22 protein-coding genes and 2 pseudogenes are annotated in these 22,048 nt (G+C 75.7%); 11 read left to right on the forward strand and 13 right to left on the reverse strand.

The genetic code is table 11. From position 1 onward, the window contains the following. Positions 1 to 138: pseudogene (locus ACZ3YL_RS33605) on the forward strand (AraC family transcriptional regulator); the annotation flags it as partial. Positions 139 to 156: 18 nt separating this feature from the next. Here the strand turns inward: ACZ3YL_RS33605 and ACZ3YL_RS33610 are convergent. Next, the gene (locus ACZ3YL_RS33610) at positions 157 to 567 is read right to left on the reverse strand and encodes a PPOX class F420-dependent oxidoreductase (RefSeq protein WP_188303585.1); all 411 of its coding nucleotides are present in this window, start codon (positions 565 to 567) and stop codon (positions 157 to 159) included. 199 nt (positions 568 to 766) lie between these two features. On the opposite strand from ACZ3YL_RS33610, the gene ACZ3YL_RS33615 reads away from it, so the two are divergent. Continuing rightward, positions 767 to 1,837 carry a dienelactone hydrolase family protein gene (locus ACZ3YL_RS33615; protein WP_465661117.1) on the forward strand — a complete coding sequence of 357 codons (1,071 nt, stop codon included), beginning with the start codon at positions 767 to 769 and terminating at the stop codon, positions 1,835 to 1,837. A gap of 63 nt (positions 1,838 to 1,900) precedes the next feature. On the opposite strand, the gene ACZ3YL_RS33620 is transcribed toward ACZ3YL_RS33615, so the two are convergent. The 5 genes from ACZ3YL_RS33620 to ACZ3YL_RS33640 all read right to left on the reverse strand — a co-directional run bounded on the left by ACZ3YL_RS33620 (position 1,901) and on the right by ACZ3YL_RS33640 (position 6,189). After that, the gene (locus ACZ3YL_RS33620; protein WP_465661119.1) at positions 1,901 to 2,494 is read right to left on the reverse strand and encodes a TetR/AcrR family transcriptional regulator; all 594 of its coding nucleotides are present in this window, start codon (positions 2,492 to 2,494) and stop codon (positions 1,901 to 1,903) included. Continuing rightward, positions 2,491 to 4,002: an MFS transporter gene (locus tag ACZ3YL_RS33625; RefSeq protein WP_188303582.1), complete on the reverse strand. Its 1,512-nt coding sequence runs from the start codon at positions 4,000 to 4,002 to the stop codon at positions 2,491 to 2,493. The genes ACZ3YL_RS33620 and ACZ3YL_RS33625 overlap by 4 nt, the downstream gene beginning before the upstream one ends. 184 nt (positions 4,003 to 4,186) lie before the next feature. Further along, positions 4,187 to 4,957: a polyprenyl diphosphate synthase gene (uppS, locus tag ACZ3YL_RS33630; protein ID WP_465661121.1), complete on the reverse strand. Its 771-nt coding sequence runs from the start codon at positions 4,955 to 4,957 to the stop codon at positions 4,187 to 4,189. A gap of 70 nt (positions 4,958 to 5,027) precedes the next feature. Next, complete coding sequence (locus ACZ3YL_RS33635; RefSeq protein ID WP_465661123.1) at positions 5,028 to 5,816, reverse strand: hypothetical protein; 789 nt, start codon at positions 5,814 to 5,816, stop codon at positions 5,028 to 5,030. Between the two features lie 73 nt (positions 5,817 to 5,889). Next, complete coding sequence (locus ACZ3YL_RS33640) at positions 5,890 to 6,189, reverse strand: PadR family transcriptional regulator (RefSeq protein WP_188303579.1); 300 nt, start codon at positions 6,187 to 6,189, stop codon at positions 5,890 to 5,892. Positions 6,190 to 6,273: 84 nt separating this feature from the next. Between ACZ3YL_RS33640 and ACZ3YL_RS33645 the strand changes: the two genes are divergently transcribed. Further along, positions 6,274 to 7,311 (forward strand): hypothetical protein, encoded by a 1,038-nt coding sequence (locus ACZ3YL_RS33645; RefSeq protein ID WP_465661125.1) that lies wholly within the window; start codon positions 6,274 to 6,276, stop codon positions 7,309 to 7,311. 57 nt (positions 7,312 to 7,368) lie between these two features. Here the strand turns inward: ACZ3YL_RS33645 and ACZ3YL_RS33650 are convergent, their stop codons facing one another. After that, positions 7,369 to 7,536 (reverse strand): hypothetical protein, encoded by a 168-nt coding sequence (locus ACZ3YL_RS33650; RefSeq protein WP_188303577.1) that lies wholly within the window; start codon positions 7,534 to 7,536, stop codon positions 7,369 to 7,371. 623 nt (positions 7,537 to 8,159) lie between these two features. On the opposite strand from ACZ3YL_RS33650, the gene ACZ3YL_RS33655 reads away from it, so the two are divergent. From ACZ3YL_RS33655 to ACZ3YL_RS33680, 6 genes are all read left to right on the forward strand, one after another. Beyond that, a complete protein-coding gene (locus ACZ3YL_RS33655; RefSeq protein ID WP_188308030.1) occupies positions 8,160 to 9,446 on the forward strand; it encodes a molybdopterin-dependent oxidoreductase in 1,287 nt (428 codons plus the stop codon). A 5-nt stretch (positions 9,447 to 9,451) separates the two neighbouring features. Continuing rightward, positions 9,452 to 10,021 (forward strand): hypothetical protein, encoded by a 570-nt coding sequence (locus ACZ3YL_RS33660; RefSeq protein WP_223243088.1) that lies wholly within the window; start codon positions 9,452 to 9,454, stop codon positions 10,019 to 10,021. A 76-nt stretch (positions 10,022 to 10,097) separates the two neighbouring features. Beyond that, on the forward strand, positions 10,098 to 10,961 hold the full coding sequence (locus ACZ3YL_RS33665; protein ID WP_465661128.1) for an S-methyl-5'-thioadenosine phosphorylase: 864 nt from the start codon (positions 10,098 to 10,100) through the stop codon (positions 10,959 to 10,961). 7 nt (positions 10,962 to 10,968) lie between these two features. Further along, entirely contained in the window at positions 10,969 to 12,342 is a 1,374-nt protein-coding gene (locus ACZ3YL_RS33670) for a glycosyltransferase 87 family protein (RefSeq protein WP_465661130.1), read from the forward strand. 53 nt (positions 12,343 to 12,395) lie between these two features. After that, the gene (locus ACZ3YL_RS33675; RefSeq protein ID WP_188307525.1) at positions 12,396 to 13,109 is read left to right on the forward strand and encodes a molybdopterin-dependent oxidoreductase; all 714 of its coding nucleotides are present in this window, start codon (positions 12,396 to 12,398) and stop codon (positions 13,107 to 13,109) included. Continuing rightward, complete coding sequence (locus tag ACZ3YL_RS33680; RefSeq protein ID WP_465661132.1) at positions 13,093 to 13,740, forward strand: cytochrome b/b6 domain-containing protein; 648 nt, start codon at positions 13,093 to 13,095, stop codon at positions 13,738 to 13,740. Before ACZ3YL_RS33675 ends, ACZ3YL_RS33680 begins: the two co-directional genes overlap by 17 nt. 143 nt (positions 13,741 to 13,883) lie before the next feature. Here ACZ3YL_RS33680 and ACZ3YL_RS33685 read toward each other — a convergent pair whose 3' ends face one another. From ACZ3YL_RS33685 to ACZ3YL_RS33700, 4 genes and pseudogenes are all read right to left on the reverse strand, one after another. Further along, on the reverse strand, positions 13,884 to 15,080 hold the full coding sequence (locus ACZ3YL_RS33685; RefSeq protein WP_465661133.1) for a thioesterase domain-containing protein: 1,197 nt from the start codon (positions 15,078 to 15,080) through the stop codon (positions 13,884 to 13,886). Positions 15,081 to 15,155: 75 nt separating this feature from the next. After that, complete coding sequence (locus ACZ3YL_RS33690; protein ID WP_465661135.1) at positions 15,156 to 15,809, reverse strand: methyltransferase domain-containing protein; 654 nt, start codon at positions 15,807 to 15,809, stop codon at positions 15,156 to 15,158. Next, a complete protein-coding gene (locus ACZ3YL_RS33695; protein WP_465661159.1) occupies positions 15,806 to 16,333 on the reverse strand; it encodes a TIGR04282 family arsenosugar biosynthesis glycosyltransferase in 528 nt (175 codons plus the stop codon). The genes ACZ3YL_RS33690 and ACZ3YL_RS33695 overlap by 4 nt, the downstream gene beginning before the upstream one ends. Positions 16,334 to 16,441: 108 nt before the next feature. Then, positions 16,442 to 17,146: pseudogene (locus ACZ3YL_RS33700) on the reverse strand (glycosyltransferase family 2 protein); the annotation flags it as partial. 278 nt (positions 17,147 to 17,424) lie between these two features. Between ACZ3YL_RS33700 and ACZ3YL_RS33705 the strand changes: the two are divergent. Both ACZ3YL_RS33705 and ACZ3YL_RS33710 read left to right on the forward strand, forming a co-directional pair. Further along, a complete protein-coding gene (locus tag ACZ3YL_RS33705; protein WP_465661161.1) occupies positions 17,425 to 18,153 on the forward strand; it encodes a response regulator transcription factor in 729 nt (242 codons plus the stop codon). After that, complete coding sequence (locus ACZ3YL_RS33710; protein ID WP_188307298.1) at positions 18,150 to 19,298, forward strand: sensor histidine kinase; 1,149 nt, start codon at positions 18,150 to 18,152, stop codon at positions 19,296 to 19,298. Before ACZ3YL_RS33705 ends, ACZ3YL_RS33710 begins: the two co-directional genes overlap by 4 nt. Positions 19,299 to 19,300: 2 nt before the next feature. On the opposite strand, the gene ACZ3YL_RS33715 is transcribed toward ACZ3YL_RS33710, so the two are convergent. Then, on the reverse strand, positions 19,301 to 20,356 hold the full coding sequence (locus ACZ3YL_RS33715; protein ID WP_465661137.1) for an NAD-dependent epimerase/dehydratase family protein: 1,056 nt from the start codon (positions 20,354 to 20,356) through the stop codon (positions 19,301 to 19,303). Between the two features lie 449 nt (positions 20,357 to 20,805). Next, positions 20,806 to 21,792 carry an alpha/beta fold hydrolase gene (locus ACZ3YL_RS33720; RefSeq protein ID WP_465661139.1) on the reverse strand — a complete coding sequence of 329 codons (987 nt, stop codon included), beginning with the start codon at positions 21,790 to 21,792 and terminating at the stop codon, positions 20,806 to 20,808. Positions 21,793 to 22,048: the final 256 nt, after the last annotated feature.

The following is a 22,048-nucleotide window of genomic DNA, read 5'->3' on the forward strand; positions in this document are numbered from 1 at the left end:
ACCACCCCGGTCCACGCCGTCGCCACCCGCTGGGGCCTGCCCCGCGCCGACGACTTCAGCCGCGCCTTCCGCGCCGCCTACGGGCTCTCACCCCGTGAACACCGGCAACAGGCCCTGAGCAAGGGGGAGGGCGAGTAGCGGGAGGGGCCGCCCCGATCACTCGACGGTGCGGGAGCTGCTCCCCAGCGCCTCCAGGTTCCAGGTGATGATCCGCCGGGGGTGGACCCGGACGATGTCCTTGCTGAAGCGGTCGGGCGCCACCGGGGGCACGTCCACGGCCAACACCTCGGCCCGGCCCCTGATCTCGATACCGCGCCCCCAGCCGGACGCCACCGGGTCGTCGTCCGGTGCCATGTCGTCGACCAGTACGGAGACTTCGGGACGGGCGGCTGCGTTGCGGTACTTCTGGCTGCGGGCCATGTCGGGCCCGCCGATGTCGATGGTGCCGTCCTCGTTGAGCCGGAAGCCGACCGGGCGGACCTGCGGGGAGCCGTCCGGTCCGGTGGTGGCCAGGCGGGCCAGCAACTGGGCGGTGAGGTAGGCGCGTTCTGTTTCGGTGAAGATCACGCGGTCGACGATAGGGCCTCAAGCCGACTTGAGGTCAAGACCGTTCGGGGATCCGGACCGACCGGGCGGCTGCCGCGGCGGGTCCGGGCGGAGGTGCGAGGTGAAGGTGCGTCAGGGACGGGCCCCGGGTCCGGTCCCGGTGTGGGCCCGGTCGTAGCCTGGGCGGCGCAGGTCGTACTTCAACTTCCGGGGGGAAGACATGCGTTGGCGTTCCTCGGCTGCCGCCGTCCTGCTCGCCGCACTGACCGCGACGGGCCTGGCCGCGCCCGCCGCCGGCGCGGCCGAACCGGGGGCGATGGTGCCCGCGGCCGACCGCGAGATCAGCTTCACCGCGGACGGCACCACCGCCTACGGCACCCTGCACGTCCCCGCCCACCGGGCCGGGCACCGGCTGCCCTCCGCCCTGCTGCTGCCCGGCAGCGGTCCGACCGACCGCAACGGCGACGAGCCGCCCTCGCTCACCCCGGGCACCCTGGGGGCGGTCGCCGACACCCTCGGCACCGACGGCGTGATGACGCTGCGCTTCGACAAGTACTTCACCGGCCGCACCGGAGCCGGCGCCTACCAGGGGGACCCGGGCCGGCTCGACCTGCCCGCCTTCACCCGCCAGGCGGCCGCGGCCTACGCCACCCTGCGGGACCAGCCGGAGGCCGACCGGCACGCGATGCTGGTGGTCGGTCACAGCGAGGGCGGGCTGCAGGCCCTGCTGGTCGCCCGTACGGTCCGGCCCGCGCAGGCCGGCCTGGCGCTGCTGGCCCCGCAGGACCAGCGCCTGCTGGACCTGCTGACGACCCAGCTCGACGGCCAGATGGACCAGGCGGTCACGGCCGGGCAGCTCACCGAGGAGGTGGCGCGGGCGAACAAGGCCGGCGTGGCCGCCGCTGTCGCGGACTTCCGGGCCGGGCGCCCCGCCGACACCGGCGCCCTGCTGCCTCCGCTCGCCGGGCTGCTGAACGCGCTGTTCGGCCCGAACAACGCCCGTTTCGTCCGCAGCGACGACGCGGTCTACCCGCCGGACGCCGCCCGGGAGGTCCGCCCCGGCACCAGGGTCACCGTCACCTGCGGCACCGCCGACACCAACGTGCCGTGCGCGAGCGTGCCGCCGCTGCTCGACGCCCTGGCCCGGGCGCACACCACCGGCCCGGGCCTGCGCACCCTGGACGGCGTGGACCACTTCCTGCACCCGGCCGGCACACCGGTCGACGACCACGCGCTCGCCCCGGCCGCGGTGGCGGCGCTGCACGAGTTCGCCCGGCCCTGGAAGGGCTGAGCGCGAACGGCGACCACGCGCGCCGGAGCGTCCGGTGCGCGTGGTCGCCGTTCGAAGGCGGTGTCAGCCGGGCCGGCTCGCGGCCAGCAGCTTCCGCAGCAGCGGCAGCAGTTCCTCGGGGTCGGCCGCCGCGAGTTCGGTGAACGCCCCGCTGGAGCGGGCCAGGATGACCCCGGCGAAGGCCGCCGTGGCCAGCTCGGCCCGCAGCTGCGGCCGGTCCACCTCCTCGGCGGCGAAGCGCTCGTGCAGCGGGTGCACCATCCGCTCGTAGAGGTAGGTGCGGGAGGCCTGCTGCACCTCGGTGTTGTCGCCGGGCGTCACCGCGGCCTGGAAGGAGGGGCCGGGGCCGCGCTGGGTGAGCCGCACCAGCAGGGTGCGCAGCCGCTCCTCCTCCAGCAGGTCGGCCGGTGCCTCGTCGCCCAGTTCGAGCCGGACGGTGGCCAGGTAGAGCTGGGTCTTGCCGCCGAAGTAGCGGGCGATCAACGCCGGGTCCACCCCGGCCCGTTCGCCGATCTCCCGGGTGGTGGTGCGGTCGTAGCCGCGTTCGGCGAAGAGTTCCAGGGCCGCCCGGATCAGCAGTTCGCGGCTGCGGGCGGCGTCCCGGCGCCGGGGCGGTGCGGGCTCCGTCCCGGCGGTCCCGTCGGCCGGCGCGCTCACCGGTCGGACTCCGCCCGCAGCACGGGTACCTCGCTCTCGCCGGCCACGGCGTCGGCGATGCTCTCTTCCACCATCAGCTCCTCGTCCACTCGCACACCGTTGTTCCGGGCGGCGCCCGCGGCACTGAGCCGTGGCAGGACGATCGTAGTCACGCCGATCACCACCCAGACCACGCAGCCGATCAGTGCCGCGTCCCGGTAGCCGCTGTCGGCGGGCAGCAGCCGCCCCGGCGCGGTGTGCGCCTGGAGCACGGCGCCGCACAGCGCGCTGCCGGTGGAGTAGCCGATGGTGCGCAGCAGCTGGTTGAAGCTGACGGCGCTGCCGACCTCGTGGGCGGGCACCGCGGTGACGATCAGCCCCGGCATCACCGCGAAGGTGCAGCCGACCCCGAGGCCGGCGAGCGCCATCACGACCAGGTGCTCCCACAGCTGGTCGCGGGCGAGCAGGAAGAACAGCACCGAGCCCAGCGAGACGGCGCAGCCGATCGGCAGGACCAGGGCGGAGGAGGCGCGGCGGGTGAGGACCGGCAGCATCTTGCTGGACGCCAGGCTGGCCGCGGAGAAGGGCAGCAGCACCAGCCCGGCCACGACGACCGAGGCGCCCAGGCCGTAGCCGGTGCTGGTCGGGGTCTGGACGTAGCGGATCACCAGGGAGATCAGCAGGTACATCCCGATGCCGCCGACCAGGCCGGCCACGTCGGCGGTCAGCACGATGGGGTTGCCGAGGCTGCGCAGGTCGACCAGCGGGTGGGGGGTGCGCAGCTCGTGCCGGATCCAGCCGGCGAGCAGCAGCAGCGAGAGCCCCGCGACCGTCCACAGCCGGCCGCCGGCCCAGCCCCAGCTCTCGCCCTCGCTGAGCACCAGCAGCAGTCCGACCAGGGCGAGGCTGAGCAGGACGGTGCCGACCACGTCCAGCGGGCGCCGCTCGCGGTGCGTGGCGCGGGGCAGGACGAGGGCGGCGAGCACCAGGGCCAGACCGCTGATCACGGCGCCGAACCAGAAGCCCGCGTGGATGCCGAAGGACTGGGCGATCAGCCCGGTGACCGGGTAGCCCAGGCCGACGCCGGCCACGGTGGTGATCGACAGCAGCGCGACCGCCGAGCGGGACTTCTCGGCCGGCAGGGCGTCCCGTGCGGTGGCGATGGCCAGCGGTGTGAGGCCGACCCCGACGCCTTGCAGGGCCCGGCCGGCGATCAGCCACCAGAAGCCGAGCGGCAGCGCGGCCAGCACGCTGCCGAGCACCACCACGGCGGCGGCCACCAGGGTGACCGTACGGCGGTCCGGCCCGTCGCCGAGGCGCCCGAGCACCGGGGTGGAGACCGCCCCGACCAGCATGGTGACGGTCAGCGACCACTGGGCCTCGGCGAGCGAGACGTGGTTGACGGTGGCGATGGTCGGGATCATCGGGGCGCCGAGGCTGCTGATCACCGCCACCACGGCGCTGAGGAACACCAGCACGGGCACCAGGGCCCGCTCACGTCGCGTCGACAGGCCCGTTCGGGTCTCCATGGACGCGCCCTCCCTTGTCACAGATCGAGAATCCGAACCGGGGAGCGGGAACCCGACCCCCGGGCACCCCGGGGTACAGGTGACCGAGGGATGTCATCAACCGATGTCATCGAATGATGTCTTCAGATGATGACATGCTGGGGCGGCCCGGCAGAAGCCGGAGGGTCGGTCGAGGCGCGACGGCTCAGCCGCCGTAGCGCCGCTGTCTGGCGGCGAAGCTGCGGACGGCGCGCAGGAAGTCGACCTCGCGGAACGCGGGCCAGTAGGCCTCGCAGAAGTACAGCTCGGAGTAGGCGCTCTGCCAGAGCAGGAAGTTCGACAGCCGTTGTTCGCCGCTGGTGCGGATGACGAGGTCGGGGTCCGGTCGGCCGGCGGTGTACAGGTACGGGGCGATGTCGTCGACGGACAGGGCGTCGGCGACCTCGGTCAGTGACGCGCCCGCTTCGGCCCGCGCGTACATCAGGTCGCGCATGGCGTTGACGACCTCCTGCCGGCCGCCGTAGCCGACCGCCAGGGTGAGGTGGGCGCCGGTGGTGCAGGTGCGGGTGGCCTCGACGGCCTCCCTGAGCGTACGGGCGGTGCTGTCGGGCAGGGCGTCGGCCAGTCCGGCAAGGTGGACCTGCCAGTGGGCGTCCGGGCGGGTGAGGCGATCGGCGACCACCTGCTCGATCAGCCGCATCAGGTAGGCGACTTCGGTGTCGCCTCGGCGCTGGAGGTTCTCGGTCGAGCACACGAAGACCGTGACGTGGTCGATCCCCAGGGCTTCGCACCAGCCGAGCACCTCTTCGACGTGCTCGGCGCCCGCCTTGTGTCCGAAGCTCGGGTCGGCCATGCCCACCTGCCGGGCCCACCGGCGGTTGCCGTCCATGATCAGCCCGACGTGCCGGGGCCGTGGGCCCGCCATGACCTCGCGGCGCAGGCGGCGGGTGTAGAGGGAGCGGAGCAGGTCGGGCATGAGCGCCGTCCAAGTGGGTGGGGGTGGCCCGCCGGTTCGGGCGGGCCCTGGTCGGGTGGGTGCCGCGCGGCTACGCGGCCGATGGCAGGTCGCGAAGGTCGCGCAGGGTGCCCGCGCACACCCCCGTCAGTAGGAGCAGGCTCACGCCGATGCCCGCGCCGAGCGGGTGGAAGCCGCCACCGGTGAGCGAGACCCCGAGGATGGTCGCGCCGCCGGTGGCGCTGGCGCCGGCGAGCGTCCACACGCCGGCCCGGAGACGGCCGGTGCCCGGCGGCACGACGGTGTCCGCGCCGACGCCGGTGAAGATCCGGGGGATCTGGATCGTCCCGAGGCCGAGGGCGATCCACCAGGCGGCGATCACCGCGCTGCGCAGGGTCGGCGGCGAGGCGTCCGCGTCGACGCCGCTGTGCACCAGGACGACCACGACGGTGCCGAGGAGCGTCGGTACGGAGAGGCGGCGGAGCGCCCAGCCCGACAGCGTGACCGCGGCGGCCGGCGTGGGCCGGGGCCGGGGGGCGACCAGGGCGATGCCGAGCAGCAGCAGGGTGGTGCAGCCGTGCATGACCCCGTTCCGCACGCCGTCGGCGGGCAGCGGGCCGGTCTGCTCGGCGGCCAGGTGGCTGAGGAACCAAGCGGCGAGGGCGACCGTGATGCCCATGGTGGCCACCCGCCGCTGCCGCTGTGCCGGGGAGTCGGCGGGCCACACGGCCGGGTGCAGCCACATGTCCGCGATGCCCGCGATCAGGTTGGGCCAGGACTTCCAGCCCGCGCCCCGGGCCTCGTCCTCCACCATCGAACCCCAGCGCTCGCGGAAGGCGTCCGGGTAGAGCCTGACCAGGCTTCGGGTGACGGCACTCATGCCCACTCCTCGCTGCGCTCGTCGCGTGCTCTCGCACAACGCCCGGTTCCCTCGGTTCGCTCGCTGCGCTCGTTCACGCCGGGTTCACCCCCAGGCGTCGCAGTCCCGCGTCCGCGACCCGGGCCATGGCCCGCAGCTCGCGTTCCAGTACCTCGCGGCCCAGGGGTGTGAGCTGCACCGGGCGCTGGCGGCCCTGTCCGTCGAGCGGCTCGATCAGCCGCTTCGACTCCAGCCTGGCCAGCGCCCCGTACAGGCTGCCGGGCCCCAGTCGCTGCCCGGTCAGCTCCTCGATCGCCGTGTTGACGGCGTATCCGTGCAGTGGCCCGTCGGCCAGCGCGCAGAGCACCAGTGTCTGGGCATCGTTGGCTTGCATATCGCTCCTCCCGATCTGACGGAGCACCATACTACGTGCCGCGAAGTACGCGCCAAGTAGTACGCGGTGTGTACTATCGCCGCCATGCGCGATGACTTGACGATCGATCATCTGGAAGTCGGGCACCCCGCCCGGCCCGCCGCCACCGCGGCGCTCCTGACGTCCGCCGCCGGCGCCGCCGCCTTCACCCTGTTCGCCTACCTGACGACCCAGGTCCGCGTGGTGCGGGCGGGCAGCCCCTGGCAGGACGACCCGTACGACGCGGTGGTGACCTTCACCATGTTCTTCGTCCCCCTGCTCGGCGCGCTCGGCGCGGCGAGGGCGCTGCTGTGCCGTCGTGACCGGCCGCTGCCGCGCTACCGGATCGAACAGGTACTTCGGGCCGCACGGGTCTGCACGCTGCTCGTCGCCGCCACGCTCGCCACCGACTGGGCGGCGGTGGTCCTGCGGGCGGACCGCGCCGCCTGGGGTGGCGGCACCCCCTGGCTGATCGCCTCCCTGCTGCCGCTCACCGGGGTGGCGGCCGAGAGCCTGATGTTCCAGCACCAGGCGATCCGACGGCTGCCGGAACCGGCGCGCGGGGCCGAGTGCGGGGCCGAGCGCGGGGACTGGCTGGACGACCTCGCGCCGCTGGCGAACCTGCTCGTCGCCCCCCACTGGCGTACGGGGCGTGCGCTCGCCGCGCTGATCGGCCGCAGCGACGTGCTCGGGTTCGTGCGCCTGCGCTTCGCCCCGCTCGCCGCCGTGGCCGCCCTCGCCGCCGGTCTGCTGGTCGCCACGGGACTGGCCCGCGGCGAGGGCTGGCCCGGGGCGCTGCTCTTCGCGGTGGAGACGGCCGTGTTCGCGGGCGGCACCTTCGCCTTCGTGATGATCTGCAACAGCGTCCTGCGGTTCGCCGCGCCGCCTCCCGCGTCGAGGAGGCGGCGGGCCGCCCGGGTCGCGGTCACCGCGGGCGCGTTGGCGCTGCCGGTCTCACTGGCACTGCGGGACACCGTCTGGCGACTGCTCGGGCTCGGCGAGCAGGTCGACTCCCTCGGGCTGTGGACGGCCCTCACGCTCGCCGGTGCGCTGCTGACGGGCGCGCTCGCCTTCGCGGTGACGGCGGCCAGGGCCGGAACGTGACGGTGCCGGACCCGAGCCGGGGCGGCCACGGACTCTCCGTGGGGTGGGCGCCCGGCGTCAGCGGCGGCCGAACAGCCGCCCGAGCCAGCCGCCGGAGGCCCGCTCCTTCGGCGGACAGGCACACCGCTGCGACGCGGGGATCCCGGCCAGCACCTGTTCGACGTGCATCCCGCACCCGGCGTAGGTCGGCTTCCCGCAGGTACGGCAGGCGATTCGGCGGCACATGCCGCGCTCCCTTCTCAAGGCCCCCCGGTGGATGGACTGACCCGGCAAATATACCCCTACCCGTATTCGAACTGCCGCGACCGAGGCCGTCCACGCGCAGCACCGGGCGCTCGACAAGGCCGACGCGTCCCGCTGCGGGCCCACGCCGGCCGGGTCGGCGAGGCGCCCGGTCCGGTCCGGTTCGATGGTGAAGTCCCGGACGGTGACCGGCGTTCCGTCGTGGCGCCAGGTGAGCCGTGCGGCCGGGGCCCGGAGGTCCGGGGGTGCAGCCGGAGGCTCGGGGGTGCGGCCGGAGGCCCGGGGGTGCAGCCGTACGGGTGATGCTTGAGCCGGGTCCGGGCGGTTCCGCCGGGACGGCTCCCCACGGGTGGTTGGCTGTCCGGCGGGCTGCGGCCGACCGGTCCTCCACCGCCGAACGGAGCACCGGCGCCCGCCCGTTGCCTCCCGCGCGGGCTGCGCCCGGAGGATCCCCGGGCGGCTGGAGGTGGTCGGTGGTCACGGCACGGAACGACGACGGCGATGGCGACGGCGGCGGCGACGACGACGGCGCGGCGCGGAAGCGGCCCCGGCGGCTCGCCGGCGCCCGCGCGGCCGGCGCGAGGGCGGCGGGGTTCGCGAGGGGGCTGGCGGCGGGGATCGGCCGGCTGCCCGCGCCGCCCGGTCCGTTCCGGCCCCGGTTCTGGCGCAGCCCGCTCCGGGGGCCCTGGCTGACCTCGGTGTTCGGGCTGGTGCTGCTGGTCGGAATCCCCGTCCTCTTCGTCACCGGCGCCCTGTCGTACGCCGCCTACAACCCCGACCTCGGCCCGCTCAACGACCAGACGCCGGACAAGGGCGTGCTGGGCTTCTACCTGTTCGACTGGCCCACCAGCCCGGCCTGGCTCTACCGGCTCACCCAGGGCGTGCACGTGACGCTCGGCGTCGTCCTGGTCCCGGTGCTGCTGGCCAAACTGTGGTCGGTGATCCCCAAGCTGTTCGAGTGGCCGCCGGCCCGCAGCGCGGCCCACGCGCTGGAGCGGCTGTCGCTGCTGATGCTGGTCGGCGGGGCCGTCTTCGAGTTCGCGACCGGGATCCTCAACATCCAGCTCCACTACGTCTTCCCGGGGTCCTTCTACACCCTGCACTTCTACGGGGCATGGGTGTTCATCGCCGCCTTCGCCGTCCACGTCGGCCTCAGGTTCGGCAGGATGCTCCGCGCCCTGCGGTCCCGCTCGCTGCTCGTGGAACTGCGCACCGGCCGGGCCGGCACCCGGCCCGAACCGCCGGACGCCGACGGCCTGGTGGCGCCCGAACCCGCCCTGCCGACGATCGCCCGGCGCGGGGCGCTCGCGCTGGTCGGCGCGGGCTCCCTGGCGCTGCTGCTGGTCACCGCGGGGCAGAGCATCGGCGGCCGGCTGCGCGGCACCGCACTGCTGGCGCCGCACAACCGCGACCCGGAGTCCGGGCCGAACGGCTTCCAGATCAACAAGACGGCCGCCGCCGTGGGCATCTCGGCCGCGAGCGTGGGGCCGGACTGGCGGCTGGAACTGTACGGCGCCGGGCCGGTACGGGTGTTCACCCGGGAGCAACTGCTCGCCCTGCCGCAGTCCTCGGCCCGGCTGCCGATCGCCTGCGTGGAGGGCTGGTCCACCGAGGACCAGCAGTGGAGCGGACTGCGACTGGCCGACCTCGCCGCGCTGGCCGGCCTGCCCGACGCCGCGAACGTGCTGGTGGACTCCGTCCAACCACCCGGCCCCTACAGCTCGGTGGTGCTGCGCGGCAACCAGATCCGCGACCCGCGCTCGCTGCTCGCCCTGCACGTCAACGGCGCCGAGCTCTCGATCGACCACGGCTACCCCGCCCGGATCATCGTCCCGGCCAACCCCGGTGTGAACAACACCAAGTGGGTGGGCCGGCTCACCTTCAGGACCTGACCGACATGAGCGACACGAACGATGCGACCGATGCCGCGGATGCCGCCGACCCGGAGCCCGGTGGTCTCGCCCGCTGGTACGGCGCCGGGCCGCTGCACCTGCTGGCGCTCCTCGCCTCCCTCGCCCTGACGGGCTACGCGGTCGAACGCCTGGTGGCCGTACGGCCGCTCGCGGTGGCGCTCTGGTTCGTCGGCGCGGCCGTCGTCCACGACCTGATCCTGCTGCCGCTCTACTCGCTCGCGGACCTCTCGGCCCGGTCGGTGCTGCGCCACCGCGCGGAACGGCCGCCGGGCGTGGCCTGGATCAACCACCTGCGCGTACCGGCGTTCCTGTCGGGCCTGCTGCTGCTCGTCTGGTTCCCGCTGATCCTCGGCCTCTCCGTGCCCTATCCGGGTGCCACCGGTCTGTCGGAGGAGGTCTACCTCGGCCGCTGGCTCGCGATCACCGCCGTGCTGTTCGGCGGCTCCGCCGTCGCCCTCGCGGTCAGGCTCCGCCGCGCCCGTCCACGCGGTGCCCGGCGCGGTGGCGCTCGTCGGGGCGGAGGCCGCCGGGGCGGTGGCGTTCGGGAATCGTAAGGACGCGCTTCGCCGAGGCCGTCCCCGTCCGCTCCTACATTGGTCGGGATCGAACTCCCGAGGAGAGGTGCTTGAGATGACGCTGCGTCAGGACATGCCGGAGGGCCCCCGGGCCGAGCTGGGTGTGATCGGTGGTTCGGGGTTGTACGCGTTGCTGGAGGAGGTGGTGGAGGTGCGGGTGGAGACGCCGTACGGGCCGCCGAGCGATGCGGTGTTCGTGGGGGAGGTGGCCGGGCGTCGGGTGGCGTTCCTGCCGCGGCACGGGCGTGGGCACGGGGTGCCGCCGCACCGGATCAACTACCGGGCGAACCTGTGGGCGTTGCACTCGCTGGGGGTGCGGCAGGTGTTGGGGCCGTGTGCGGTGGGCGGGTTGCGAGAGGAGTACGGTCCGGGCACGCTGCTGGTGCCGGACCAGTTCGTGGACCGGACTTCGGGGCGGGTGCAGACCTTCTACGACGGGCGGCCGCTGCCGGACGGCTCGCTGCCCGGGGTGGTGCACGTGTCGATGGCCGACCCGTACTGCCCGGCCGGGCGGCGGGCGGTGCTGGGGGCGGCGCGCTCGGCGGCCTGGGAGCCGGTGGACGGCGGCACCCTGGTGGTGATCGAGGGCCCGCGCTTCTCCACCCGCGCCGAATCCCGCTGGTTCACCGCCAACGGCTGGTCCGTGGTCGGCATGACCGGCCACCCCGAGGCCGTCCTCGCCCGCGAACTCGGCCTCTGCTACAGCTCCCTGACCCTGGTCACCGACCACGACGCCGGCATCGAGACCGGCGACGGCGTCACCCACACCGAGGTACTGGAGGTCTTCTCCGGCAACGTCGACCGGCTGCGCACGGTGCTGTTCAAGGCCCTGGAGGCCCTGCCCGTGCTCCGGGAGTGCCCCTGCCCGCACGCCCTGGACGGCCTCACCACCGGGCTGCCCGGTGTCCCGGGGCGCTGAGCGGCCGGTGCTCACCCGGACCCTGCCCTGCGCCGCGGCCCTGGCCGCCCTGGTCGCGTCCCTCGCGCTGACCGTGACCGGCGGCGGCACGCTCGCCGACCGGGCGCCGCTGTACGACTGGTACCTCCTGGACGCCGCCCTCTTCGCGCTCGCCCTGCTCCTGCTGCGGCGGGTGGACGACCGCCAGGTGGTGCCGGTCGTCCTGGCCGGGAGCATCCTGGTCGCCGCGGCCGGACTGCTCGCGCCGCCGCGCACCAGCGACGACGCCTACCGCTACGTGTGGGACGGCAGGGTCCAGGCGGCCGGCATCTCCCCGTACGCCCACACCCCGGACGACCCGGCCCTGCGCGCCCTGCGCGACCCCGGCCTGTTCCCCACGGCGGGCGGCTGCACGGCCTGGGACGAGCACCGGACCGCCGCCGGGGACTGCACCCGGATCAACCGGCCCGCCGTGCACACCGTCTACCCGCCGGTCGCCGAGGCCTGGTTCCTGGCCGTGCACCCCTTCGGCGGCGGGGTGCGCGGCGTCCAGGCCGGCGGCGCCCTGCTGGCCGTCGCCACCACCGGCGCGCTGCTGGGCGGCGGACGCAGCCGGCGGGCGGCGCTGTGGGGCTGGTGCCCGGGTGTGACGGTGTGGGCCGTCAACGACGCCCACGTCGACACCCTCGGCGCGCTGCTCATGGTCGCCGGGCTCGGCTGTGTGGCCCGCCGCCGGGCCGGGGCCGGCGGCGCCCTGCTCGGAGCGGCGGTCGCCACCAAGCTGCTGCCCGCCCTCGCCCTGCCCGGGGCGCTCTCGGGGCTGCTGGCCCGGCGGCCCACCAGAGCCGGAGTCGTGCTGCTCGCCTCGGCCCTCGGCACCTTCGCGGCGGCCTACCTGCCGTACGTCGCGCTCTCCGGTGTGGGCGTCCTGGGGTACCTGCCCGGGTACCTGCGCGAGGAGGGCTACGAGCAGGGCCACCTGGAGCGGTTCGGCCTGGTGCGGGCGGTGCTGCCGGACCGCTGGGCCCCGTGGGCGGCCGCCCTGGTGCTGGCGGCGGTGGTGCTGTGGGTGCTGCGGCGCGGTGACCCCGGCCGGCCCTGGCGGGGCGCGCTGCTGGTGACCGGGACGGCCCTGCTGCTGGTCGCCCCCAGCTACCCCTGGTACGGGTTGCTGGTGGTGGCCCTGGTCGCGCTGGACGGCCGGTGGGAGTGGCTGGCCGTCCCGGCGGCCGGGCAGGTGCTCTACCTGGCGGGCGGCGAGGACGCCCAGCGCACCGCGTACGGCGCCGCGCTGGCCTGCGTGCTGGTGGTGCCGCTGCTGCGCGGGCTGGTCCGGGCCGGGGCCACCCGGGCGGCGGTCCGGCCGGCGGGCACCGCGCGCCAGGAGATGACGAAAGTCTGACGGGACGCCGCAGCGACTGGCCCCGGACCGGGTCGAACTGGTCGAATCGTCGCGTGGACAGTACAGACGAAGAGGGCCGGGGCACCCCGGTCGGACGCCGGGTGGTGCTCGGGCTGCTCGGCCTCGGTGCCGCCGGCGTCGCCGCCGGGCCGTTCCTCCAGCGGGTGGAGTCCGGGCTGGCGCAGCGGGACCCGAGCGGCCTCGCCGGGCTGCTGCCCGGCAACAACGGGTTCCGCTACTACTCGGTGGTGACCTCCGTCCCCGAGCGGAGCGCGGCGGACTACACGCTCACCGTGGACGGACTGGTGGACCGCCCCGCCACCCACCGGCTCGCCGACCTCCAGGCCATGCCGCAGCGGCGGCTGGTCAAGGACGTCCAGTGCGTCACCGGCTGGCGGGTGCCGGACACCCCCTTCGAGGGGGTGCCGCTGGCGCACCTGCTGGACGCCGCCGGGGTGCGGCCGGGCGCGAAGGCCGTGCGGTTCAGCTGCTTCGACGGCGCCTACACCGAGAGCCTCACCCTCGACCAGGCCCGCCGGGACGACGTGCTGGTCGCGCTGCGGCTGCAGGACCAGCCGATCGGCCACCAGCACGGCGGGCCGGTGCGGCTGTACGTCGCGCCGATGTACTTCTACAAGTCCGCGAAGTGGCTCTCCGGCATCACCGTCACCGACGCGGTGCAGCCGGGGTACTGGGAGGGCAACGGTTATGACGTCGACGCCTGGGTCGGCCGGTCGAACGGGCGGGACGATGCGCCGACGAGCTGACCTGGTCCCGCGCTTCACCCGCGCCGAGCGCTGGGCGCACCGCGCCACCGCCGCCCTGATGGGCGTCTGCCTGGCCACCGCCGCCTGCCTCTACCTGGCGCCGCTCGCCCAACTCGTCGGCAACCGGCCGCTGGTGGTCACCGTGCACGTGTGGTGCGGCCTGGCGCTGCCGGTGCCGCTGCTGCTCGGCCTCACCACCCGGGCGCTGCGGGCGGACTTCTCCCGGCTGAGCCGCTTCACCCCGGCGGACCGGCAGTGGCTGCGCGCCCTCCGGGCCCGGGCCGCGCACCGGCCGGCCGGCAAGTTCAACGCCGGACAGAAGCTGTACGCCCAGTGGACGCTCGGCTCGATGCTGGTGATCCTCGGCACCGGGCTGCTGATGTGGCTCACCCACCTCGCCCCGCCGGCCTGGCGCACCGGCGCGACCTTCGTGCACGACTGGCTGGCCGCCGCCATCGCCGTGGTGGTCGCCGGGCACGTCCGGATGGCCTGGCGGGACGGCGAGTCGCGGCTGGGGATGCGCACCGGACTGGTCGAGCGGAGCTGGGCCGAGCGCGAGCACCCGCAGTGGCGGCCGGAAGGCGAGGAGCCCGCGCCGGTGCGGACGGGCGCCGGCGAGGCGGCGGACTGACGAACGCCCAGCGACCGCGACCGACAGCGCGACCGACAGCGCGGCCGACAGCGCGGCCGAGGAACGGGCCGTACCGCTCGGCCGGTTGGCGGGTTGACCCGCTCCGGGCACCGTTCGCGCTGTGCCACCCCGCCGGTCGGTCCTCAGCGTGGGGGCAGCAGCAGCCCCCACACGTCGCGCTCGGCCGTGGCCGACCAGACGACGTCCCCGTGCCCGTAGTCCGGCACCACCCGGTAGTCGACCTTCGCGCCGCCCCGGCCGATCAGCCGGGCGCCGAGGCCGTGGTCCCCGCGCCCGAACTCGGCGTTCAGCCAGACCACATCGGCCCGGATCGCCGCCCACTCGATCGCGTGGGTCTCCGTCCGGCCGGCCCAGACCGCCGCCAGGTCGCGCAGCAGCGCGGTCGGCTGGAGGCCGCTGCCGAGGCGGGCGACGGCCTCCTGCCAGACGGCCAGGGGCGTGTGGGTCAGGGCGAAGCGGTCCTCGGCGGGGGTGGCGCCGAAGCGGTAGCTGCCGGTGCTGTGCCCCCGGTGGTGGATCCAGTTGGCCGGGCCGGGCAGGTCCCGGGTGTTCGTCAGCGCGTAGTGCAGCAGCCCGAGGTTGCTGAAGGGCGCCGCCCCGTCCACCGGTCGGGGCAGGCCGCTGGGGGCGTCCGGGTCGGCGGCGGCGCGGGCGAACAGGCCCTTCAGCCCGGGGTCGACGGTCCACCCGCCGGCGTCCAGCTGCTGCTGGAGCAGGTCGGTCAGCGCCTCGGCCCGGGCCACCGACTCCGGTTCCCGCCGCGGGTCGTAGGGGCCGGTGGTGTCCAGGACGAGCACCCGCCGCAGGCCCGCGCGGACGCTCCGGGCGGCGGTGGCCAGGGCGAGCGCGGCCCCGGCGGAGTGGCCGAGCAGCTCGTACGGCAGGCCGGTGGCGGACTCGGCGGCGGCGATGACCCGTTCGAGGTCCGCCCGGTGCCCGTCCAGGCCCCAGCCGGCGCACCGGGGGCCGATCCGCTCGGGGGTCAGCGCGTCCTCGCGCGGGGTGGTGCCGATCACCAGGTAGCCGTGGTCGGCGAAGTAGCGGGCCAGGCTGCGGCCCCGCGCGGTGCAGTAGTCGGCGTCGACGTTGAGGCCGCCGCCGGGCAGCAGGTGGAGCACCCGGTGTGCGGTGCGCTCGTCGCCGAGGACGTCCACGGTGAAGCCGGCCCCGGCCCCGTGCCCGTTCCGGTGCTCGCCCCGGTCTCCGTTCCCGTGCTCGTCCGGGACGGCCAGCCGGTGGTGGCCGGGGCCGACCTGGCGCACCGCCGCGTCCTCGCAGCCGAGTGCCGCCCGCAACGCCCTGACGGTGTCCGTGCCCACCGCAGCCCCCTCCCGTGCCGTGCCGCCCGGTCTGCCGGACGGTGCGCACCAGTGTGACGCATGGTCCGGGCCGGCTCAGCCCTTGCGCAGGGCGAGGAAGCGGCGGCCGTGCGAAGTCCAGCGCTCCGCCTCGACCAGGCCGGCGGCGCGGGACCGCCGCAGGGCGGCGGCCGTCCCGAGGCGGGCCCAGGGGAAGGCCGGGCCGAGCCGGCCGTCCGGCCCCTCCACCCGGACGACGGCCCGCTCGTCCACCTCCTCCGGCTCCACCTCCACCAGCAACAGCCCGTCCGGGGCGAGGAGTTCGGCGCCCCGGCGGAGCAGGGCGTCCGGGTCGCCGCCGATGCCGAGATTGCCGTCCGCGAGCAGCGCGGCGCCCCAGCGGCCCTCGGCGGGCAGCCGGTCGAACACCGAGCGGCAGAGCGCCGCGCCGCCCAGGCCCACGGTGCGGGCGACCGCCGCCCTGGTCACGTCCACCCCGAGGGCGGGCACCCCGAGGGCGAGCAGCGCGGCCACCAGGCGGCCGGGGCCGCAGCCGAGGTCGAGGACGGGCGCGGCCGGCCTGGCACAGCGCAGCAGCAGGCTGTGGTCGGCGCCGGCCGCCGGCGCGCACCAGCGCTCGATGTCCAGGTGCAGCCGCCGGCCGTCCTCGCGGCGCAGCCAGAGCGGGCCGAAGCCGGTGCGGACGGCCTCGGCGAAGGGGTCGTCGACCCAGGGTGCGGTGACGGTCAACTCGCCGCCTCCGGAACGGCGTCGAGAGTGCGCAGCCGGGAGGCGAAGCGGCTGTGCGGGGCCTCCTCGGCGACCTGCCGGGCGTCGTGGATGGTGTCCACGTCGGTCAGCCGGGGCAGCCGGTGGACGGTCAGGCCGGCCTGTGCCAGCCGCCGCAGCAGGGCCGCGCCGGTGTCCGGGGTGGACATCGGGACCCCGTGCAGCAGGCGCGCCGCCAGCCGCTCGGTCGGCCGGGCCAGGCCGAGCGCCCAGAACCCGCCGTCGGCCGCCGGCCCGTACCAGGCGTCCAGGCCCGGCCGCCGGGCGGCGGACAGCGGCTCGGCCAGCGCGGCCGCGTCCAGCTGAGGGGTGTCCATGCCGACCAGCAGCGCGGGGGCGTCCGGGGCCAGCCGGGCGGCGTGGGCGAAGGCGGCGGCCAGCCGGTGGTCCAGACCGCCGCCGCCCTGCGGGAGGACCTCCCAGCCCGGCGGCAGCCAGCCGCCCGGCTCGCCGTCCAGGACCAGCAGGCGGCGTCCGGCGGGCATCGCGCCCAGGGTGTGCAGGGTGTCGGTCAGCGCCGCCTCGGCCAGGGCGGCCGCCTGGGCCGGGGTGCAGGGCGGGGTGAGCCGGGTCTTCACCCGGCCGGGGACGGGCGCCTTGGCGATCACCAGCAGGGTGGGCGGCGGCGCGGCCAGCACCGAGCGCATGTCGCGGACAGCCTGGCGGGTACCGCGCAGGGTGCCGGTGACCTTGGAGCGGCCCGCGCGCGGCAGGTAGTCGACGGGCGTCTCGGCGATCCGCAGCCCGGCGGCGGAGGCCGCGAGCACCATCTCCAGCGGGTAGCCGGAGCGCCGGTCGCCGAGGCCCAGGGCGAGCAGCCGCTCGCGGCGGGCGGCCCGCATCGGGCCGAGGTCGTGCAGCCGGGCGCCGGTGCGGGCCCGCAGCCGGCGGGCGAGGACGGCGTTGGCGAGCCGGGCGTGCACCGGCCAGGCCCCGGCGGTGGCGGGCCGGCGGCGGCCGAGCACGAGGTCGGCGGCGCCGGCCAGGACCGGGCCCGTGACCCGGGGGAGTTGGGCGGGGTCGAGCGAGCCGTCGCAGTCCATGAAGCAGACCAGCTCGGCGGTGGCGGCGCGCAGCCCGGCGTGGCAGGCGGCGCCGAAGCCGCGCCGGGGCTCCTCGACCACGGTCGCGCCGAGGGAGCGGGCCAGCTCGGCGGAGCCGTCGCGCGAACCGTTGTCCACGACGACGGCCCGCCAGCCCGCCGGGATGCGGCCGAGCACCCACGGCAGGGCGGCGGCCTCGTCGAGGCAGGGCAGGACGACGTCGACGACCGCTGCGGGAGGGAGGGGAGGAGTCACGCCGGTCACGCTAACCGCGGCCGGTCCCGCCAGGGTCCAGCCGCGCCCTTACGGAAGTACGACGGCCGGGCGGCGCGGCCCGTTCGGGGGAGCGCGCGGCGGTCGCGGGCGCCGTCGGGCGGTTCTTACGGAAATCGGACGCGGGGGCCGCCGGCCGCCCGTCGGGGCCGGCGGCTCGTATCCTCGGCGAGGTGAACGAGAGCCCCACCCCCGCCGGAGCGCCACCCACCCCCGCCGCAGCGCCGCCCACGCCCGCCGGCCCGACCCGGCCCGGCCGCATCCTGGTGGTCGACGACGACCCCACCGTGGCCGAGGTCGTCGCCGGCTACCTCACCCGGGCCGGCCACCAGGTCGACCGCGCCGCCGACGGCCCCCAGGGGCTGGCCCTGGCCCGCACCGGCCGGCCGGACCTGCTGGTCCTGGACCTCATGCTCCCGGGCATCGACGGACTGGAGATCCTCCGCAGGCTGCGGGCCGACCCGGACGGCGCCGAGCTGCCGGTCGTGCTGCTCACCGCCAAGGGCGACGAGACCGACCGCATCCTCGGGCTGGAGCTGGGCGCGGACGACTACGTCACCAAGCCGTTCAGCCCGCGTGAACTCGTCCTGCGGGTGCAGTCGGTGCTGCGCCGCTCCCGCGCGGGCGGCCCGGCCGGACCGGTCGGCGGCCGGGTGCGCTCGGGCGACATCGCGCTCGACCCCCAGGCCCGCCGGGTGCACCGGGGCGGGCGTGAACTGGCGCTGACGCTGCGGGAGTTCGACCTGCTGGCGTTCCTGCTGCGGCACCCGCAGACGGTGTTCGCCCGGCAGGAGCTGATGGAGCGGGTGTGGGGCTGGGACTTCGGCGACCTCTCCACGGTCACCGTCCACGTCCGCCGGCTGCGGGAGAAGATCGAGGACGACCCGGCGGCGCCGCGGCTGATCTCCACGGTCTGGGGCGTCGGCTACCGCTACGACCCGGCTCCGGCCGAGGTCGCGCAGACCGGCGAGGAGGGCGGGGCGGCGTGAAGGACCTGCTGCTGATCGCGCTGTTCGCCGCGCTCGGCGCGGGCGGGGCGGGCCTGCTCGGCTGGGTGGCCGTGCGGCTGCTGCGGCGCCGTTCGCTCGCGCTGTCGCTGTTCTGCGTCGCCGCCGTCACCGTGCTGGCGGTCACCTCCGGGACCTTCGCGGTGGCTCAGGCGATGTTCCTGTCCCGGCACGACCTCGGTGTGGTGATCACGGTGCTGGTGATGGCGGCCGTGGTCTCGCTGGCCACCGCCGCGCTGCTCGGACGCCAGGTGGTGGCCGGGAGCCGGGCGCTGACCGCGGCCGCCCGGACCGTCGGCAGCGACACCGGGTTCGCGCCGCCGGAGCGCCCGCTCGGCCTGGAGCTGGCCCAGCTCGGCGCCGAACTCGCCGCCACCAGTGCCCGGCTGGCCGAGTCCAGGGCCCGGACCCAGGCTCTGGACGCCTCCCGGCGCGAGCTGATCGCCTGGATCTCGCACGACCTGCGCACCCCGCTGGCGGGCCTGCGCGCCATGGCGGAGGCCCTGGAGGACGGCGTCGCCGAGCACCCGCAGGACTATCTGCGGCGGATGCGCGCCGAGGTCGAACGGCTCACCGGGATGGTCGACGACCTCTTCGAGCTCTCCCGGATCCAGGCGGGCGCGCTCGCCCTGTCGGTGTCCCGGGTCTCGGTGTACGACCTGGTCGACGAGGCGCTCGCCGGGGCCCATCCGCTGGCCCGCCGGCGCGGGGTGCGGCTGGAGGGCGGGCAGGTCGCCGCCGAACCGGTGGAGGTGGACTCCGGGGAGATCACCCGGGTACTCGGCAACCTGCTGGTGAACGCGATCCGTTCGACCCCGGAGGACGGCGTGGTCGCCGTCTCCGCCCGCCGGGAGGCGGACGAGGTGGTGCTCGCGGTCACCGACGGCTGCGGCGGCATCCCGGAGCCGGACCTGCCCCGGGTGTTCGAGACGGGCTGGCGCGGCAGCGCCGCCCGTACGCCCCGCTCGGCCGACCCGGGCGGCGCCCCGGAGCGGGGGGAGGGCGGTGCCGGGCTCGGACTGGCCATCGTCCGGGGCATCGTGGAGGCCCACGCCGGGCGGGCCCGGGTCCGCAACGTCGCCGGGGGCTGCTGCTTCGAGATCGTCCTGCCGGCCGCGCGCGGCTAGGGTCACCCGCGCTGGGGCGCCGCCGCGAGCTCCGTCATGCCCGCCGCGAAGGCCATCCGGGCCCGCCAGCCCAGCTCCGCGCGCAGCCGCGCGGAGTCCGCGGTGATGTGCCGGACGTCGCCGAGCCGGTACTGGCCGGTGACCACCGGGGCCGGCCCGCCGTGGGCGGCGGCCAGCGCCCCGGCCATCTCGCCGACCGTACGGACCTCGCCGCTGCCCGTGTTGTACGCCCGGACGCTGCCCGGCGGGCGCTCGCCGACCGCCGTGAGCGCGGCGAGGTTGGCGTCCGCGACGTCCCGGACGTGGACGAAGTCCCGGCGCTGCCCGCCGTCCTCGAACACCCGCGGCGCCTCGCCCCGAGCCAGCGCCGAGCGGAACAGCGAGGCCACCCCGGCGTACGGGGTGTCGCGCGGCATCCCGGGGCCGTAGACGTTGTGGTAGCGCAGCGTCAGGAGCCGGCCGCCGCAGGCGCGGGCCCAGGCGCCGGCCAGGTGCTCCTGGGCGAGCTTGGTGGCCGCGTAGACGTTGCGCGGGTCGGTCGGGGCGTCCTCGGCGACCAGGCCGGGGCGCAGCTCGGCGCCGCACTCCGGGCAGGGCGGCTCGAAGCGTCCGGCGTCCAGCTCGCCGGGGTGCCGGGGGCCGGGGGAGACCTCGCCGTGCTCCGGGCAGCGGTAGCGGCCCTCGCCGTAGACCACCATGGACCCGCCGAGGACGAGGCTGCGCACTCCCGCCCGGGCCATCGCGGCGAGCAGGACGGCCGTGCCCAGGTCGTTGCAGCCCGCGTAGGCGGGCGCGTCGTCCAGGTCCAGGCCGAGGCCCACCATGGCGGCCTGGTGGCAGACCGCGTCCACCCCGGCCAGCGCCGAGCCGACCGCCGCCTCGTCCCGGACGTCCCCGTGCCGGAAGTCGACGCCGTCCGGCAGCGCGGGGGCCGCTCCGGAGGGGTGGACGGCGGGCAGCAGCGCGTCCAGGACCAGCACGTCGTGGCCCGCCGCCACCAGGGCCCGTACGACCGCCGAACCGATGAACCCGGCGCCGCCGGTGACCAGAATCCTCATGACCGGCGACGCTACCGCCGGCGGCCCCGCCGATTGGGTGATCCGGGGGGCGTGTCACGCTTCGGTAAGACCCGGGGCGGCGTCGGCTCCGTCAGCTCCGTCGACTCCGTCGACCGCGAGGTAGCGCTGGGTAGAGATGACATGTACGCTGCGTGTCGCCGGATGAACAGCAATCGGGCCCGGCCGTTGCTCCGTGGGGGGAGTCACGCCCAGGCCCGGTCACCGGTCGGGGCTCGGTCGCACTCGTGGGGGAGTTGCGGCCGGGCCCATAACCGGTTGCTGGTCGTATGCCCGGTCTGAAGTCCCGCCAGACATGACAACTGTCCAGCGGGAGGCCGGCTTCGGGCCCGTCCGTCCAGAACTGCAGGTCGGCGGCCCGGGGTTGGTCGGCCCTGGGTGCGCGCGGTCGTCGACGGGTTGCCGTCAGCGGCCCCGGTCAGCGGGCCCGGTCAGCGGGCCAGCAGCTGCCGCAGCTGGTCGATGACGAACTGCGGGCTCTCCTCCGTGACCCAGTGGTTGGCGTTCGGCACCACCGCGGTGGTCACGTTCGCGCGCACGGCCACGTGCTTCAGATCCTCGCCGACCTTCTCGCCCATGCTGTGCTGGCCGCCGATGCCGAGCACCGGCATGGTCAGCGGGTTGTCGTCGAGCAGCGCCTGCACCTCTCGCTCGCCCTTGTCCTGCTGGCGGAAGAAGTCGAAACCCGAACGGGTGGCACCGGGTCGGCTGTAGGCGGCGATGTACTCCTTCTGGCTCTTGGCGCTCGGGGCCCCGCCCGGGGCGCCGCCGTTGAGGACCGAGCCGTAGAAGACCTTCTCCCGGCCTGCCACCAACTGCTCCGCCATGCCGGCCTTCTGGCCGTTGACGAAGGAGTCCCACCACAGGTAGTTCGGCTGGTCGGCGACCAGCTGCAGGTACCAGGTGGTCGGCGGCGCCTCCAGGATCGCCAGGTGGTCCACCCGGTCGCGGTACTTGGCCGCGTAGGCCAGCGCCACCCCGCCGCCGACGTCGTGGCCGGCCACCGAGATCCGGGCGTCGCCGAAGCCGAGCCGGTCCACCACGGCGTGCACGTCCGCGGCCAGGGTGAGGGCGGTGTAGGTGCCGTAGGCGTCGCTGTCGGAGGGCTGCGAGCGGCCCAGGCCGCGCAGGTCGACCGCGATCACGGTGTGGTCCGCGGTCAGCGCGGGCGCCACCTGCTCCCAGGTCTGCAAGGTCTCCGGCCAGCCGTGCAGCAGCACCAGCGCCGGGCCGTGCCCGGCCACCGCGTAGTGGATCCGCAGACCGTCGCTGGTCGCGTAGCCGTCCGTGAAGCCCGGCAGCCCGCCGGGCGGGGTGGCGGAGGCCTCGGCGGCGCCACCGGTGGCGGTGAGGAGTGTGGCGACGGTGAGCGCGGCGGCGGTCGCGGCGACCGGCCAGCGACGCTGACGCTTCGTCAATCCCGTGATCGCGGACATGACTTCCCCCAGGTGATCGTTGCGTTTGAGGCGCATCGTAGGGGGCGGGCCGGATAGCTCGGGCGCGAAGGCGCCGGGCCGCGGCCCGGTACCGGGGCCGGGGGATCGACCCCTGCGCCGCCGCCCGGGTGCGTCCCCGGTCGGCAGCTCCGGATGTCCCTGCTGATCAGGGATCAGGGACGGCTCGGTCACATCGAGTCGGACGACTTCGCCGCTGGGGGCCCGACGGCGTCCGGCT

Source organism: Kitasatospora sp. NPDC023176 (assembly GCF_055560495.1).